General features: G+C 66.5%; 14 protein-coding genes. 5 read left to right on the top strand and 9 right to left on the bottom strand.

The genetic code is table 11. The features are described from left to right. Positions 1–77 precede the first annotated feature (77 nt). The 5 genes from LJE63_10460 to LJE63_10440 all read right to left on the bottom strand — a co-directional run bounded on the left by LJE63_10460 (position 78) and on the right by LJE63_10440 (position 6349). The gene (locus LJE63_10460; GenBank protein ID MCG6907034.1) at positions 78–491 is read right to left on the bottom strand and encodes an archease; all 414 of its coding nucleotides are present in this window, start codon (positions 489–491) and stop codon (positions 78–80) included. 16 nt (positions 492–507) lie between these two features. After that, the gene (locus LJE63_10455; protein MCG6907033.1) at positions 508–2439 is read right to left on the bottom strand and encodes a molybdopterin biosynthesis protein; all 1932 of its coding nucleotides are present in this window, start codon (positions 2437–2439) and stop codon (positions 508–510) included. Positions 2440–2483: 44 nt separating this feature from the next. Next, positions 2484–3716, bottom strand: coding sequence for a molybdopterin molybdotransferase MoeA (locus LJE63_10450; protein ID MCG6907032.1), 1233 nt, complete (start codon positions 3714–3716; stop codon positions 2484–2486). Between the two features lie 85 nt (positions 3717–3801). Next, positions 3802–4776, bottom strand: a complete 975-nt coding sequence (locus tag LJE63_10445) for a D-glycerate dehydrogenase (protein ID MCG6907031.1) — start codon at positions 4774–4776, stop codon at positions 3802–3804. Between the two features lie 49 nt (positions 4777–4825). Then, complete coding sequence (locus LJE63_10440; GenBank protein MCG6907030.1) at positions 4826–6349, bottom strand: AMP-binding protein; 1524 nt, start codon at positions 6347–6349, stop codon at positions 4826–4828. Positions 6350–6559: 210 nt separating this feature from the next. On the opposite strand from LJE63_10440, the gene LJE63_10435 reads away from it, so the two are divergent. After that, a complete protein-coding gene (locus tag LJE63_10435) occupies positions 6560–8089 on the top strand; it encodes an NAD(P)/FAD-dependent oxidoreductase (GenBank protein ID MCG6907029.1) in 1530 nt (509 codons plus the stop codon). Here the strand turns inward: LJE63_10435 and LJE63_10430 are convergent. From LJE63_10430 to LJE63_10420, 3 genes are all read right to left on the bottom strand, one after another. Next, complete coding sequence (locus tag LJE63_10430) at positions 8077–8334, bottom strand: hypothetical protein (GenBank protein ID MCG6907028.1); 258 nt, start codon at positions 8332–8334, stop codon at positions 8077–8079. The genes LJE63_10435 and LJE63_10430 overlap by 13 nt on opposite strands. 92 nt (positions 8335–8426) lie before the next feature. Continuing rightward, positions 8427–9359 carry a universal stress protein gene (locus tag LJE63_10425; protein ID MCG6907027.1) on the bottom strand — a complete coding sequence of 311 codons (933 nt, stop codon included), beginning with the start codon at positions 9357–9359 and terminating at the stop codon, positions 8427–8429. 40 nt (positions 9360–9399) lie between these two features. After that, positions 9400–9693 carry a hypothetical protein gene (locus tag LJE63_10420; protein ID MCG6907026.1) on the bottom strand — a complete coding sequence of 98 codons (294 nt, stop codon included), beginning with the start codon at positions 9691–9693 and terminating at the stop codon, positions 9400–9402. Between the two features lie 130 nt (positions 9694–9823). Between LJE63_10420 and LJE63_10415 the strand changes: the two genes are divergently transcribed. Then, positions 9824–10990 (top strand): TraB/GumN family protein, encoded by a 1167-nt coding sequence (locus LJE63_10415; protein MCG6907025.1) that lies wholly within the window; start codon positions 9824–9826, stop codon positions 10988–10990. Between the two features lie 6 nt (positions 10991–10996). On the opposite strand, the gene purN is transcribed toward LJE63_10415, so the two are convergent. Beyond that, a complete protein-coding gene (purN, locus tag LJE63_10410) occupies positions 10997–11788 on the bottom strand; it encodes a phosphoribosylglycinamide formyltransferase (protein MCG6907024.1) in 792 nt (263 codons plus the stop codon). Between the two features lie 425 nt (positions 11789–12213). Between purN and trxA the strand changes: the two genes are divergently transcribed. From trxA to LJE63_10395, 3 genes are all read left to right on the top strand, one after another. Continuing rightward, on the top strand, positions 12214–12540 hold the full coding sequence (gene trxA, locus LJE63_10405) for a thioredoxin (GenBank protein MCG6907023.1): 327 nt from the start codon (positions 12214–12216) through the stop codon (positions 12538–12540). A gap of 10 nt (positions 12541–12550) precedes the next feature. After that, positions 12551–13480: a thioredoxin-disulfide reductase gene (gene trxB, locus LJE63_10400; GenBank protein MCG6907022.1), complete on the top strand. Its 930-nt coding sequence runs from the start codon at positions 12551–12553 to the stop codon at positions 13478–13480. Beyond that, positions 13477–14115: outer membrane protein assembly factor BamD (locus tag LJE63_10395; GenBank protein MCG6907021.1), on the top strand; the 639-nt coding region annotated here is incomplete at its 3' end. The genes trxB and LJE63_10395, both read left to right, overlap by 4 nt.

The following is a 14115-nucleotide window of genomic DNA, read 5'->3' as shown; positions in this document are numbered from 1 at the left end:
GGGGGGGGCCGATTTTGCCGGTGCAAAAAGCGGCCCCCGACGTTTGACGCCCCGGTGCGACGCAGGCCGCACCGGCCTCAAATGTCAAAAACAATCCGCGCCCGCCACCCGTCCGGCCCCGATGTCACCGCCAGCTGGTGGTAGGTGACCGCCTTGATCTCGGTTTTGATGGCGTGCCGCTCGGGGTCGAAGGGTTCCACCGCGACGGTGGCGCTCAGGCGGTATTTTTCCAGCCCCTCCACCCGGGCGGAGTTCACCAGAAGCCCCCGCCCGACCCACAGATAGAGCAGCTCGCGCAGCCAGGCGACCATCAGGTCAGGCCAGTCCTGGCCGGCGACGTCGAGGGTCAGCGTTTGCCTGCCCTCAACCCGCTTCAGATCGGTCAGCAGGTCGAACAGCGCGAAGGCCGCGTTTTCGAAGAGACTCGGCCCGTCCGCCGCCACCAGGACGACCCCGGTATCGGCGGTATGATCGATGAGGCGGTAGCGCATCCCCCCTCCCAGGCGGCTAGAGCACCCAGGTACCGGTCTTGTCGGTGCTGTAGCCGCCCAACCGGCCGACGGCGCGCTTGAACTCGGCCGTGTTGATGGTCTCCAGCAAAATTCGGATCTTCTCCGTTTCCAGGTGCTCCAGCGGGATCACCAGGTCGTACTGTTCGGTCACCACCGGGATGAAATCCAGGTTGAGGGCCCGGGCGGCGGCGTAGATCCCCAGACCGGCATCGGCGGCGCCGCTGAGCACCGCCACGGCCACGGCCATGTGGGTGAACTCCTCGCTGCGGTAGCCGGCGATCTCCTCCGGCTGCAGCCCCAGCTGTTGCAGCTTGTAATCCAGCAGGATGCGCGTTCCGGAGCCGCCCTGGCGGTTGATGAAGCGCACGTCGGAGCGGCTCAGGTCGGCGATCCCGCCGATGGCCTTGGGGTTTCCGGGCCGCACCATCAGGCCCTGTTCCCGGATCACCAGGTTCACCAGCCGGACCGGCGTGTCGGTCAGCAGCCGACGGATGTAGGGGATATTGTACTCGCCGCTGGCGGTGTCCAGCAGATGGGAGCCGGCCAGGTGGCAGACCCCCTTGCGAAGCGCCATCAGGCCCCCCATGCTGCCCACGTGGCTGGAGGAAATGGTGAGGTCGCTGCGGGTCGCCTTGATCTGGTCGGCCAGCACATCCAGGGTGTTGTCGTGGCTGCCGACGATCACCACCGTGTTGCGGATCGAGGGCAGCGGCCGCAGCAACTCGACCGTCACCGGCTCGTTTTCCGAAACCCCCTCCACCGCGACGGGGATCCGCAGGATGCCGTCGGCCTCGGTCAGCGAGGTGATGTTGCCGGCGCCGCGGGGCAGCGGGGTGGCCACGATGCGCTCACCCACCATGCCCAGCTTGACCCGCAGGAACTCCTCGACGCCCAGCTTGGAGGCGATCTTGCGGGTCGGCCGGGCCGCCGCCCGGGGCCGCTCCTCGTCCGGGACCCCCAGCATCCGGCGGATCAGCGGCTGCACGAACTGCTCGAAGGCCACGATCGCCGACACCTGGTAGCCGGGCATGCCGAAGACCGGCTTGGCGTTGACCGCCCCCAGCAGCACGGGTTTGCCCGGCATGATGGTCACCCCGTGGACCAGCACCGTCCCCAGCCCGGCAACGACCTCGCGGGCATGGTCCTTGGTGCCGGCCGATGATCCGCCCACCGTCAGGATGAGGTCGCAGTCGGCCGAGGCGGCCGCCGCGCGCACCACCGCGCCGATGGCTTCGGGGTCGTCGGGCATCCTGGCGTGGCGGGTGCAGACGCCACCGCAGGCCTCGACCAGCTTGCCCAGGACGATGCTGTTGGTCTCCAGGACCTGGCCGGGCAGCAGGGCCTCCGGCGGGGTCTGCATGCAGTCCACCAACTCCGAGCCGGTGGGGATGATCAGCGCCCGGGGCCTGCGTCGCACTGCCACCGTGGTCACCCCGCCGGAGAGCAACGCCCCCAGACAATAGGGCGTGACCACGTGGTTGCGGGGAAACAGCAGTTCGGTGGCCACGATGTCCTCACCGGTCTTGCGGACGTTCTGCCACGGAAAGGCCGGCTTCTCGATCACGGCCCGATCCTCGGCGGCCATCACGACCTGCTCGATCATGATCACCGCGTTGGTTTCCGGCGGCAGCACGTGGCCGGTGTTGACAAAAAAGGCGTTGGCGCCGATGGCCAGCGTCACTGGACGGGTTTCGCTGGCGCCGAAGGTTTCCTCGGCCCGCACGGCGATGCCGTCCATGGCAGCAGCATGGAAGTGGGGGGAGGAGAGCCGGGCGCTGACCGCCTCGGCCAACACCCGCCCGACGGCATCGGGCACGGCAACGGTTTCGCGGTCGCGGATCAGGCAGTCGGCGAAATGGGCGAACAAAAGGGCGCGCGCCTCGGCCAGGGTCTTCATCTCGAGGTAGACGTTGCGTTTGAATGTCATTGCGTGCTCCGCCGCCCCGGGAGCCGGGCGCGGCTTGCGGGAGGTTAGTGAAAGGCCAGGACCGCCACCGGACTGCCCTGATCGAGGCCCTCGGTGTTGCGCCCGATGCGCACCAGCCCGTCGGCCTGGACCATGGTGTGGATCAGTCCGGACTTGCCCAGGACCGGCTGGGCCCACAGGTCGCCGTCGCGCTCCAGAAGCCGAACCCGCACGAACTCGGTGCGCCCCTGGGCCGAGGCCAGATTGCGGGTCAGACGCGCGGTCAGGCGGGGCCGGGGGCGCAAGCCGGCGACGCAACCGGCCTGGTGCTCGACAAACGCCCGGACCACCACCTCGAAGACCACCATCGCCGAGACCACATGTCCGGGAAGCCCCCAGAAGGGGGTTTGCCCCACCCGGGCCAGAATCGTCGGCTTGCCGGGGCTGATGGCGATGCCGCGCACCAGGATCTCGGCCGCCGGCAGCCCGGAGACCACTTCGATGGTGAAATCACGCACCCCCACCGAACTGCCGCCGGAAATCAGCACCATGTCGGCCCGGGCCAGGGCCAGGCGGCATTTGGCCTCCAGCTCGCGGGGGTCGTCGTACACGATGCCCAGCGGGAACGCCACACCGCCCGCCGAGGCCACCAGCCCGGCGAGGGTGTAGGTATTGATGTCGCGGATGCACCCCGGGCCGGGAGTCTGGTCCACCGGCACGACCTCGTCGCCGGTGGAGACGATGGCCACCACGGGGCGTTTGAAAACCGCCACCCGGCTGCGCCCGAAGGCCGCCAGCAGCCCGGCCTCCTGGGGCCGGATGGACCTGCCGGGGGAGAGGACCTCCTGGCCGCGGGCGACGTCCTCCCCCACGGCGACCATGTTCTGGCCCGGCGCCACGCTCTTGTAGGCCTCGATCAGGGTCTCGTCCACGGCCTCGGTGTGCTCGATCATGATCACGCTGTCGGCGCCCTCGGGCAGCATCCCGCCGGTGGCGATACGGGCGGCCTCCCCCGGGCCGACCGTGAAATCGGGCGCCCGGCCCATGGGCACGGCCCCGCAGAGGGTCAGATAGGCGGGGTTGCCTTCCGAGGCCCCAAAGGTCGACGCCCCCTGGACCGCATAGCCGTCCATGGTGGCCCGCCTGAAATCGGGCAAATCCACGTCTGAGTGCACCGCCTCGGCCAGCACGCGACCGACGGCCTCGGCCAGCGCGACCTCCTCGGTAGCCACCAGCGGAAAGGTTTGGCGCAGTGCCAACACGCTTTCCAACTCTGTCACCTTGAAAAAATTCTCCATGGGCATCGGGTTCCGTTTCCATGGCCGGCAGCAGCCGCTGCGGCCGTGATGGGCGGTTGAACTGCCGGGCTCCCGCAGCCGGCGCTCACCCCACCGCAAACACCTCGGGGTTGACGCAATCGGGCGGCGGGCTGCCGGCCAGGGCGGCCAGCAGGTTGCGGGCCGCCAGGCGCGCCATGCGGCTGCGAGTCTCCCAGGTGGCGCTGCCCACGTGGGGAAGCAGAACGGCGTTGTCCAGTTCGGCCAGCCCGGGGGCCATCCGCGGCTCGTTTTCATAGACATCCAGGCCTGCGCCGCGGATCACGCCCGCCTCAAGCGCCGCCACCAGGGCCGCTTCGTCCACCACCGGCCCGCGCGAGGTGTTGATCAGAAAGGCGGCGGCCTTCATCCGGCGCAGTTCGGCGGCCCCGATCAGGTGGCGGGTGGCCGGGGTCAGCGGCAGGTGCAGGGAGACGAAATCGGCCTCGGCCAGCAGCGCCTCCAGGCTGCGGTGGGAGACCCCCAGGGCCGCCTCCTCCCGGGCCCCGAGACGCGTGCGGCTGTGGTAGATGACCTTCATCTCGAAGCCCCGAGCGCGCTTGACGACCGCCCGCCCGATGCGCCCCAGACCGATGATGCCGAGGGTCTTGGCGGTCACCTCGGTGCCCAGGAAGAGCAGCGGCGCCCAGTGGCGGAAGCGCCCTTGGCGGTTGCGGCGGTCGCCTTCCACGATGCGCCGCGCCACCGCCAGGATCAACCCCAGGGTGATGTCGGCGGTGGCGTCGGTCAGCACCCCCGGGGTGTTGCTGACGGGAATGCCGCGCGCGGTGGCCGCAACAACGTCGATGTTGTCGTAGCCCACCCCGTGATTGGCGATGGCTTTGAGCCGCGGCGCATGGTCGAGCAGCTCGCCGTCGACCGCGTCGCTGATCATGCACAGCAGGCCCTCGGTGTCGGCCAGCCGCCGCAGGATCTCTTCCCGCGCCATGGGCCGGTCCAGCGGGTTGACCACCACCTGGTGCTCGGCTGCAAGCTGTGCCCGAACCTCATCCGGGATCCGGCCCGTGACCAGCACCTTCATCCGCGGCCTCCTTGGGGCCCCATCGCCGGGGACCCCGGTCCGATCCACGTCACTGCGAGGCCCCCGCTCCGCCGTGAAGGGCCTTGACCCGCGCGCGGTCCACCTGCCCCGCGGCGTCTTTGGGCAGCGCGGCGGTGAACTCCACGTAGCGCGGCTTCTTGTAGCGTGCGATCTTGGAGGCCACGAAGGCCGCCAGTGCATCGGCGCTCAGATCCGCACCGGGCTTGAGCACGCAGACGGCCTTGATCCCCTCGCCGAACTGCGGGTCGGGGACACCGATGACCGAAACTTCGGCCACCGCCGGGTGCTCCAGAATGACGCTTTCGACCTCCGCCGGATAGACGTTCTCGCCCCCCGGTTTGATCAGCTCCTTTTCCGGCTTGCGGCCCTCGAACCACAGATAGCCGTCGCCGTCCAGGCGCCCCAGGTCTCCGGTATGGTGCCAGCCGTTGCGAAAGCTGGACTGGTCCAGCACCGGCTGACGCCAGAAACCCTGAAAAACCAGGGGCCCCTGAACGGTGATCTCACCTTTGTGACCGACGGCAACCGGGCGGTCGGCATCGTCCACCAGACGGATGCGCATCATGGGCAGCTGCCGGCCGGCGGCCCCGGGCCGCTCCAAGGCGGGGCCGAGGGTCACGGAGCCGGTGGTTTCGCTCTGGCCGTAAAGGATCCAGAAAGTTCCGCCGGTAAGCGCCTGGAAGCGCTGGATGGTCTCCGGGTTGTCGATGCCTTTGACATGCCGCAGGGAGCTCACATCATAGTCGCCGGCGCTCATTTCCTCCAGCAGTCGGGACAAAATCGGCGGGAAACTGCCCAGCACGCTGATCTTCTCGGCGGTGGTCAGGGCCAGGGTCTGGCGGGCGTCGAATTTTTCGGCCACCACGTTTTTGCCGCCGACGTGCATCACGGCCAGGGCCAGGTTGAGATCGGTGATGTGAAACAGCGGCAGCATGTTGAGAAAGGCATCCCGCCGGGTGAGCCCCATGGTGACCGCCGTCTGGAGGTTGGCGCTGACCAGGTTGCCGTGGCTGAGCACCGCGCCCCGGGGGCGGCCGTCCACCGCGGCGGTGTAAATGATCAAAAAGGGGTCGTCACTGCCCAGCGCCACGGGCGCCGGGGCGCCGTCGGTCTCCAGGCGGGCCATGGCGGGCAGGCCGGCGACCCCCTCGTCGAAGCCGAAGAGCCGGCCGGTCGGGGCGCCGTCGGCGGCCAGGGCCTGCACCCGCGGGGCATGGGCCGCGTCCAGCAGGGTGACCTTGGGGGCGGCATCCGCCAGAATGAAGCGGATCTCATCGGTGGCAAGACGCCAGTTGATGGGCACCACCACGGCTCCCAGGGATGCGGCGGCCCCGAAGAGGTAAAAGAAACGGTGACTGTTGAGCCCCAGGATGGCCACCCGGTCGCCCTTTTGAACCCCTTCGGCGGCCAGACCGGCCGCCAGCCGGTCCGCTCGAACGCGCAGTTCGCCGAAGTCGATGCGCCGGTCGCCGCAGACCAGGGCGGTGTCCGTTGCGAAAAGATCGGCGTTGCGTTGAAAGATGTCGTAGATCGTGAAGCTGCGCAGGCTCATCGGTCCCCTCCTTGGATGCGGTTTGAGATTTTCGAAACGGATGGCGCGCAAAGGGAACCGGTCCGCCCCGCCACCTGGCGGACCGGTTGGGCTGCGGCATCCGTCTGGCACGGCGCGCTATTGACCCGGGCGCGGCTTTTGCCTATAACCCGATTGCAACCGGGCATTCGCGCTTGCGGTGCGCCGCCCCCCTCTGCCGGACAGGAGAAAATGACGGTCAACGCCCCGGACAAATTCGATCTGTGTGTCATCGGCTGCGGCCCCGGCGGCTTCGCCGCCGCCATGAGCGCCCTTGACCTGGGCCGGCACGTGTGCATCGTCGAGGCCGGCGAAATCGGCGGCACCGGCGTGATGTGGGGGGCGCTGGCCTCCAAGACCATGTGGGAGCTGGCAAAGGATTTCGCCATCGCGGCCAAGGTCGACCGGGGCTACCGCGCAGGCGATCTGAGAATCGACTACCCCGCGCTGCGCAACACCGTGCTCCAGGCGGTCAAGGAGAAGCAGTACCAGTTGCTCTCCCAGATCGAGACCTTCACCCCGGGCCGCTGGCCCGGCGCCGGATCCCTGACCCTCAAGCGCGGACGCGGCAGCCTGGGACCGGCCGGGCGCTTCGCGGTGGCCTACCCCGACGGCCGCCGGGAGGAGCTCCGAGCGGATTTTTTTCTGATCGCCACCGGATCGCGCCCGCGGGACTTCCCCAATATCCGCACCGACCAGACCCGGATCATCAACTCCGACGGCGTCCTGAACCTCAAGGCCTTTCCGCGCCGCCTGATGATCATCGGCGCCGGCATCACGGGCTGCGAATACGCCACCATCTTTTCCAACTTCGGCCAGACCAAGCTCTACCTGGTGGACCACCAGGAGCGGGTGATCCCCTTCGAGGACACCGACGTCAGCGCCTTTGTCAACGCCAGCCTGGAAAAGCGCGGGGTGGAGATCTTCCACGCGGCGATGCTGCGCCGGATCCGCACCGAACCCGACCACCTGGAGGTGACCCTGGATTTTTCGGACGGCCACGCCGAAATCGTGGAGGTCGACACCGTCCTGATCTCCATCGGGCGGACCCCCAACCTGGCGGGGCTCAACCTCGAGCAGCTCGGCATCCACCCCAACACGCGCGGCTTCCTGGAAACCGACGCCTACTGCCGCGTCAAAGACCAGATCTACGCGGCCGGCGACGTCACCCCGCACCCAGCCCTGGTCAACATGGCCGAAATGGAGGCCCGCACGGCGGTGCGCAACATGTTTGAAAGCCCCCGCCGGCGCTTCGACTACCACAATATGAGCACCATCATGTTCTTCGACCCGGCGGTGGCGGCGGTGGGCCTCAACGAAAAGGCCTGCCAGAAAAACCGGATCCCCTACCGCGTCGCCTACTACGCCATCAGCCTGCTCAGCCGCGCAATGGCCATGCGCGCCCCCGAGGGGTTCGTCAAAATCATCGTCAGCGATGACGACGCCCGCAAAATCCTCGGCATGCGGGCGGCGGGCCCCCAGGCCTCCAGTACGATCATGTCCATCGCATTGCTGATGGACCAGGGCAAGGGGCTCAAAGACGTGGTCAACGCCTTTTACCCGCACCCGACCATGTCCGAAGGCATCCAGGAGTGCCTGCGCCTCCTGCAGGGGACCTCCACCTTCAAGTCCCGGGCGTTTCCGCGCCAGATCAATATCCGCGCCTGGCACCCCGAGCGGGGCTATTTCAGCGGCCCGGCCGTGGACCCCTACTCCCCCTGACCACCCGGCGGCCGGACGGGATACTCGCCGTGCTGGTAGAAGACCAGCTCCCAACTGCCCCGGCGGCTGTCATGGCGAACGATGTAGCGCGCCCCGTCGTCTCCCAGCAGCTTGAAGTAGCGATGGTCCGGCGCCAGCCAGCGGTCCAGGACTTCACATACCGCCACCGTGACCTTTCCCAGCCGGATCCGGCGCGGGGTTTCTTCGCCGCGGTAGCCCGCGTAACACTCCACCTCGATCCGCATCCGCCTCTCCCCGCATCCCGCCGCGGGCCGAAAGGCCCGCGGCCCAAAGAGACCCCGCCCGATCCAGGCCCTGAACGCCAGGGCGTGGGACTTCAGGAGACGATCCAGAGGGCCCGTCCGGAAACCTTCTCGATCACGTGGCGCGAAACGCTGCCCATGAAAAATGCCCGACTGATCCCCCGCCGGCCGATGACCAGCGTGCCGTAATCGCCCTTTTGAACCTCGCCCAGGATGGCCTTGCCGATATTGGCGCCGCGCCGGGAGGTTTTCACCTCGATCTGCGCCTCCGCAATCCCGGCCTCCTGGAACTTTTTGAAGGCGTGGGCGTAAAACTGATCCACGCAGCGGCGGTCGCCGCGGGTCACCACCGCGTCGATGGCGCTGTCACGCTCCTCGAAGTCCACCACGCAGGTGTCCGCGGCCCGGGGCGTGACGTGAAAAAGGGTGATCCGGTTCTCCGGCGGCAGCCCGCTGAGCATGAAACTCAAATGATCGACGGCCCGCAGGGAGCTTTCGGAGCCGTCCACGGCGAGGATGATCCCCGGGGCGGTCACCTCGCCGTCCACGACCCAGAGCGGGATGACCCGCGAGTGCTCCACCAGGTTGGCGGTCAGACTGCCCATAAAAAACTTCTGGGTTCGGGTCAATCCCCTGCGCCCCACCACGATGGCGTCGAAGAGACCCTGTTGGCCGCGCTCGATGATGTCCTTGGCGCGTCCCAGGGCCTTGGGTTCGGTTTCCAGTTCGATGCGCGCCGCATCCACGCCGCTGCGGACCATCCGCTCCTTGAGCTTCTCCAGAATACCGCGGGCGGCGGCGGTGTTCTTGCGAATGACCTTCTTGAGCTCCGCGTTGGCCTGGGAGCTGGTGCGCGCCTCCTCCAGCAGAAACTGCGAAATGCTCGGCTGCACGTAAAACAGGGTGTAGGAGAGATCCCGGGCAAAGGCGCCCACCCGGACGGCATAATCAACAGCGTTTTTGGAGTGAAGGGAATCATCCACCGCCAACAGGACCTTTTTTTCCACCAACCGCCTCCTTTCTGGACCCCGCGGCAACCGGGGGGTTTCAGGGTATGTTGTCGCTAAACCCCGGTTTCTGATCCCTGCAGGTATTTTCGGCCTGATCGTTCTTCACGTAATCGAACATCCGGCCGCTGAAGCCGCAGGCATTCATTTCCCGAAGCTTGCGGACGATATAGCTGCGCGTGGGGGTGAACCCATCGATTTTCAGCCGGAAGGCGATCAGCTGCCGGAGATCGCCGTCCCCCTGGTGGCGGGCCGGAACGATTTGCAGCAGCCGCTCCAGGTCTTTTTGCAATGCGGCATCACGCTTTTCCAACGAAACGATCTTATCCGGCATCTCTCTGGTTCCTTTCGCCCAGTTGGCGCCGGGGGCCTGCCACCCCTGGCAGCTTGCCACAACCCGGCGAATGCATTAATATCGAATTCAGTTTTCTGTATCAGGACATTACAACAAGGAACAACTCCCCATGTCGACCCCTGAAAACCCGGCGATCCACCGCTTGCAGCACGGCGATAAAGAAATCACCCTGATCGGCACCGCCCACGTCTCCCGGGAGAGCGCGGATCTCGTCACCTCGGTGATCGCAGCCGAAAAGCCCGACACGGTCTGCGTCGAGCTCTGCCCCACGCGCTACCAGGCGATCCAGCAAAAAAACGCCTGGCAGGACATGGACATCGTCAAGGTGATCAGGGAAAAAAAAGCGTTTCTGCTCCTCGCCAACCTGATGCTGGCCGCCTTCCAGAAGCGCATTGCGGCAAAGCTCGACGTCGCCCCCGGCCAGGAGATGCTCAGCGCCATCGAGACCGCCACTCAGACCGGGGCCGGCATTCACCTGGCCGACCGCGACATCCGCATCACCCTGGGCCGCGTCTGGCGGTTCCTGGGCCTCTGGGGCAAGATCAAGCTGATCCTGCAGCTGGTCCTGTCGCTGGGCCAGGCCGACGAGATCCAGGAGGCCGACATCGAGCGAATGAAGCAGGAAGACATGCTGCAGTCCGTCCTGTCGGAGCTCGGCCGCTCGCTGCCGGTGATCAAGGAAATCCTGATCGATGAGCGCGACGGCTTCCTGGCCGAAAAGATCCGCAGCGCCCCGGGGCGCAGGATCGTGGCGGTGGTCGGCGCCGGGCATGTGCCGGGCATCAAGGCCCTCTGGCAGACCCCCGTCGATCTGGACGCCCTGAACGCCCTGCCCCCCAAAAGCCGCCTCTCGGGCATGCTCAAGTGGCTGCTTCCGGGTGCCATCCTGCTCCTGATGGTGGCGGGATTTTTCCGCGGCGGGGCCGCCGCCGGCGCCGACATGATCACCTGGTGGGTGCTGGCCAACGGCCTCCTGGCCGGCCTGGGGGCGCTGATCGCCCTGGCCCACCCGCTGACGATCCTCTCCTCGGTCCTGGCGGCCCCCCTGACCTCCCTGAACCCCATGATTGCCGCCGGTTGGGTTTCGGGTCTGGTGGAGGCATTCTCGCGCAAGCCGCGGGTGCGGGATTTCGAGAACCTTTCGGTGGACATCCTCTCGCTGCGCGGGTTCTGGCACAACAAGGTGACCCGCATCCTGATGGTGGTGGTGTTCACCAATCTCGGCAGTTCGCTGGGCACCCTGGTGGCCATCCCCCTGATGGCCAAGGTCCTTTAGACCCCCTCAGACGGCGATTTGCACCACCGTGCGCTGCAGCGTCCGGCCTTCGGGCAGCGTGTGGGTCATCCGGACGGTTTTCAGCCGCCCCTCGGCAAACAGCTGGATGCAGGCCGGGTAGAGCTGCCATTCCAGCGCCAACCCCTTTTCGCGCATGCTCTCCAGGGTGTCCTCGGGCGTGATGGCGAAGCTCATCTGGCCGATGATGGGGCCGGAGTCTTCGCCGTAGTCGATGAAATGGACCGTGCAGCCGCCCACCTTGCAGCCGTAGCGAAAGGTGTCGCCATAGCCGTCCACCCCGGGAAATGCCGGCAGCAGGGCCGGGTGGATGTTCATGATCCTCGGCTCGCCGGCCACCGTGTTGACGCGGTCGATGAAGTAAGGGGTCAGGTTGCGCATAAAGCCGGCCAGCACCAACAGGTCGAAATCAAAGCCGTCCATGGCCGCCAGCAGCCGGGACTCGGCAACCGCACGGCTGGCAAAAAAGCGCGCGACATCCCCGGGATCGCGGCCCTCCGGCAGAAGCGCCTGCTTGGCCACGACCTCTTCCGGCTTGAAATCCGCCGGCGGCAGCGGCCCCTTGCCCCGCCGGGTCGCCCGGATGATCTCGCCGTAGTCCACCACGAAGGTCGGTATCCCGTGCCTCTCGGCACGTCCCAGGCCCTTGGCCGCGGGATTGTCGGCCCCCACGAACACCACCCGGCCGTCGACCCGGCCTCCCTCACAGGCGTCGATAATCGCCTGCAGGTTGCTGCCGCCCCCGGATATCAGCGCACCGATGCGAAGCTTGGCCTCCATTTTTTCTCCTTTCCTCACGGGGTGGGAGCGCCGGGCCCCCGCCGTCTGATGAGGTACCAGAGCCACCGGCCGCTGTCAATCCAAAGCGCGGGCGGCGGCGATGAGTCCCCCGGCCGGACGTCACCGCCCTTCTCAGCGGTCCCCCGACCGAACGCCCGAATCGCCGTCAACCCCCTTGATGAGCGGGGTTGACGGGTGGTGCGCGAGGTTGACAACCCCCGGTCTTGCCACTATAGTTGACGCACCGGTGGAAGTCCGAAACCAGACGGCTACGGTAAATGCGCCCGGTTGGGTCGTGCAACACGTGGATTGTGGCTCGGCTTGTGGCGGAGGCGGATGTGGGGTGCGCATCGACCCGGGGAATGGACTTTCGGAAATTGTCGCCGGTGGGCCATTTGACCCCCCCCCAACGAAAGGATAATCTCATGTCAGAGAGCGTTATGGAAATCGGAGACAGCAGTTTCGACGCTGAGGTCCTGAAGTCGGAAAAACCCGTTCTGGTGGATTTCTGGGCCCCCTGGTGCGGCCCGTGCCGGGCAATCGCGCCGGTTATCGACGAATTGATGGCGACCTACGGCGACCGCATCAAATTCACCAAGTGCAACGTGGACGACAATCCCGTAACCCCCGGGAAATTCGGCATAAAGGCGATTCCCACCCTGATCTTTTTCAAAGAGGGCAGCGTGGTCGAACAGGTGACCGGCATGGTTGCCAAGTCAAAGCTCGAGGAAACCATCAAATCCATCCTGTGACACCACCCGCATGCAATCGGTTGACTACGACCTTTTGATCATCGGCGCTGGCCCGGCCGGCTTGACCGCGGCGCTCTATGCGGCCCGCGCCAGGTTGCGCACCGCCCTGATCGAGAAGGTGACGCCCGGCGGCCAGATGGTGACCACCGACCGGATCGAAAACTACCCCGGCTTCCCTGCGGGCGTCAGCGGACCGGAACTGTCCCGTCATATGGCCTCGCAGGTCGAGGACCTGGGGGTGCCGCTGATCGGCGATGCCGCGGCTTCCCTGGAGCTCGCCGGGGCGGTGAAAGCCGTCCAACTGACGGACCGTCGCCTGAGCGCCCGGGCCGTGATAGTTGCCAGCGGCGCAAGCCCCAAACGCCTCGGGGTTCCGGGTGAGGCCGAGCTTTTCGGCAAGGGGATTTCTTCCTGCGCCACCTGTGACGGACCTTTCTATAACGACAAGGTGGTGGCCGCCGTCGGGGGCGGCGACACGGCCGTTCAGGAGAGCGCCTTTCTGGCCCGCTTCGCGCGCAAGGTTTATCTGATCCATCGCCGCGACCGCTTCCGCGCCGACCGCATCCTGCAGGAGCGCCTAAGCGCATGCAAAAACGTGGAAATCCTGTGGGACACTGTGGTGACCGGCGTCCGGGGGCTGCAGAAACTCGAAGCCGTCTATCTGCGGCAGGTCAAAACCGGCGACACCCGCGAGCTCCCCGTGGAGGGGTTTTTCGTCTGGGTGGGTATCGCCCCCAACGCCGACTTTGTGGCAGACCAGCTCCCCCGGGACGCCTGGGGGTTCATCCTGACCGACGGGCAGATGGCGACATCCGTCCCGGGGGTTTTTGCCGCCGGCGACGTGCGCCACACCCCCTTAAGACAAATCACCACCGCCGTCGGTGACGGCGCCCTGGCGGCCCATTCGGCCGAACATTACCTCAATAGCGTGCCCATATGAAAAAGATTCTTCCGCTTCTCATGGCGCTTGTGGTTCTCATCTCCGGCTGCGGCTGGTTCCAGGTCAAGGACGAGATGTCCGCCCCGGAACTGGCCCAGGACGGCATGGACCACTACAACAGCGGCAACTACCGCAAGGCCATCGATTCCTTTGAAAAACTCAAGGACTACTACCCCTTCAACAAGCTGGCCATCCTGGCCGAGCTGAAGATCGCCGACGCCCATTTCAAGCTGGAGGAGTACGACGAGGCCATCGTGGCCTACGAGGAGTTCGCCAACCTGCACCCCCTCAACGAGGCCATCCCCTATGTGATCTACCAGACCGGCCTGTGTTACCACAACCGGGTGGACACCATCGACCGAGACCAGAACAACGCCCTCAAGGCCCTTGAAACCTTCAACCGCCTGACCCGCCAGCACCCCGACGACCCCTACGCCCTCAAGGCCGACGAAAAGGCCAAGGAGTGCCTCAAGAGCATCGCCGGCCACGAATTCCTCGTCGGCCTCTACTACTTCAAGAGCAAGCACTACAAAGCGGCCCTGGCGCGCTTCCGCTCGGTGCTCTCCCAATACCCCGACGTGGGGGTCCAACAACAGGCCCTGCAGTACATCGCACGCTGCGAGGAGGCCATAAAC

The sequence above is a fragment of the Desulfobacteraceae bacterium genome (genome assembly GCA_022340425.1).
Classification (GTDB): Bacteria; Desulfobacterota; Desulfobacteria; order Desulfobacterales; family JAABRJ01; genus JAABRJ01.
Note: the sequence above shows the minus strand (reverse complement) of the source record. Positions and strands in the feature narration are given on the sequence as shown.

What these genes read in the sequence shown, in the direction of transcription:
- LJE63_10450 (MCG6907032.1), bottom strand. Translation starts at nt 3,716, where the DNA reads ATGGAGAATTTTTTCAAGGTGACAGAGTTGGAAAGCGTGTTGGCACTG.
- LJE63_10460 (MCG6907034.1), bottom strand. Translation starts at nt 491, where the DNA reads ATGCGCTACCGCCTCATCGATCATACCGCCGATACCGGGGTCGTCCTG.
- purN (MCG6907024.1), bottom strand. Translation starts at nt 11,788, where the DNA reads ATGGAGGCCAAGCTTCGCATCGGTGCGCTGATATCCGGGGGCGGCAGC.
- LJE63_10420 (MCG6907026.1), bottom strand. Translation starts at nt 9,693, where the DNA reads ATGCCGGATAAGATCGTTTCGTTGGAAAAGCGTGATGCCGCATTGCAA.
- LJE63_10455 (MCG6907033.1), bottom strand. Translation starts at nt 2,439, where the DNA reads ATGACATTCAAACGCAACGTCTACCTCGAGATGAAGACCCTGGCCGAG.
- LJE63_10430 (MCG6907028.1), bottom strand. Translation starts at nt 8,334, where the DNA reads ATGCGGATCGAGGTGGAGTGTTACGCGGGCTACCGCGGCGAAGAAACC.
- LJE63_10435 (MCG6907029.1), top strand. Translation starts at nt 6,560, where the DNA reads ATGACGGTCAACGCCCCGGACAAATTCGATCTGTGTGTCATCGGCTGC.
- LJE63_10445 (MCG6907031.1), bottom strand. Translation starts at nt 4,776, where the DNA reads ATGAAGGTGCTGGTCACGGGCCGGATCCCGGATGAGGTTCGGGCACAG.
- trxB (MCG6907022.1), top strand. Translation starts at nt 12,551, where the DNA reads ATGCAATCGGTTGACTACGACCTTTTGATCATCGGCGCTGGCCCGGCC.
- LJE63_10440 (MCG6907030.1), bottom strand. Translation starts at nt 6,349, where the DNA reads ATGAGCCTGCGCAGCTTCACGATCTACGACATCTTTCAACGCAACGCC.
- trxA (MCG6907023.1), top strand. Translation starts at nt 12,214, where the DNA reads ATGTCAGAGAGCGTTATGGAAATCGGAGACAGCAGTTTCGACGCTGAG.
- LJE63_10415 (MCG6907025.1), top strand. Translation starts at nt 9,824, where the DNA reads ATGTCGACCCCTGAAAACCCGGCGATCCACCGCTTGCAGCACGGCGAT.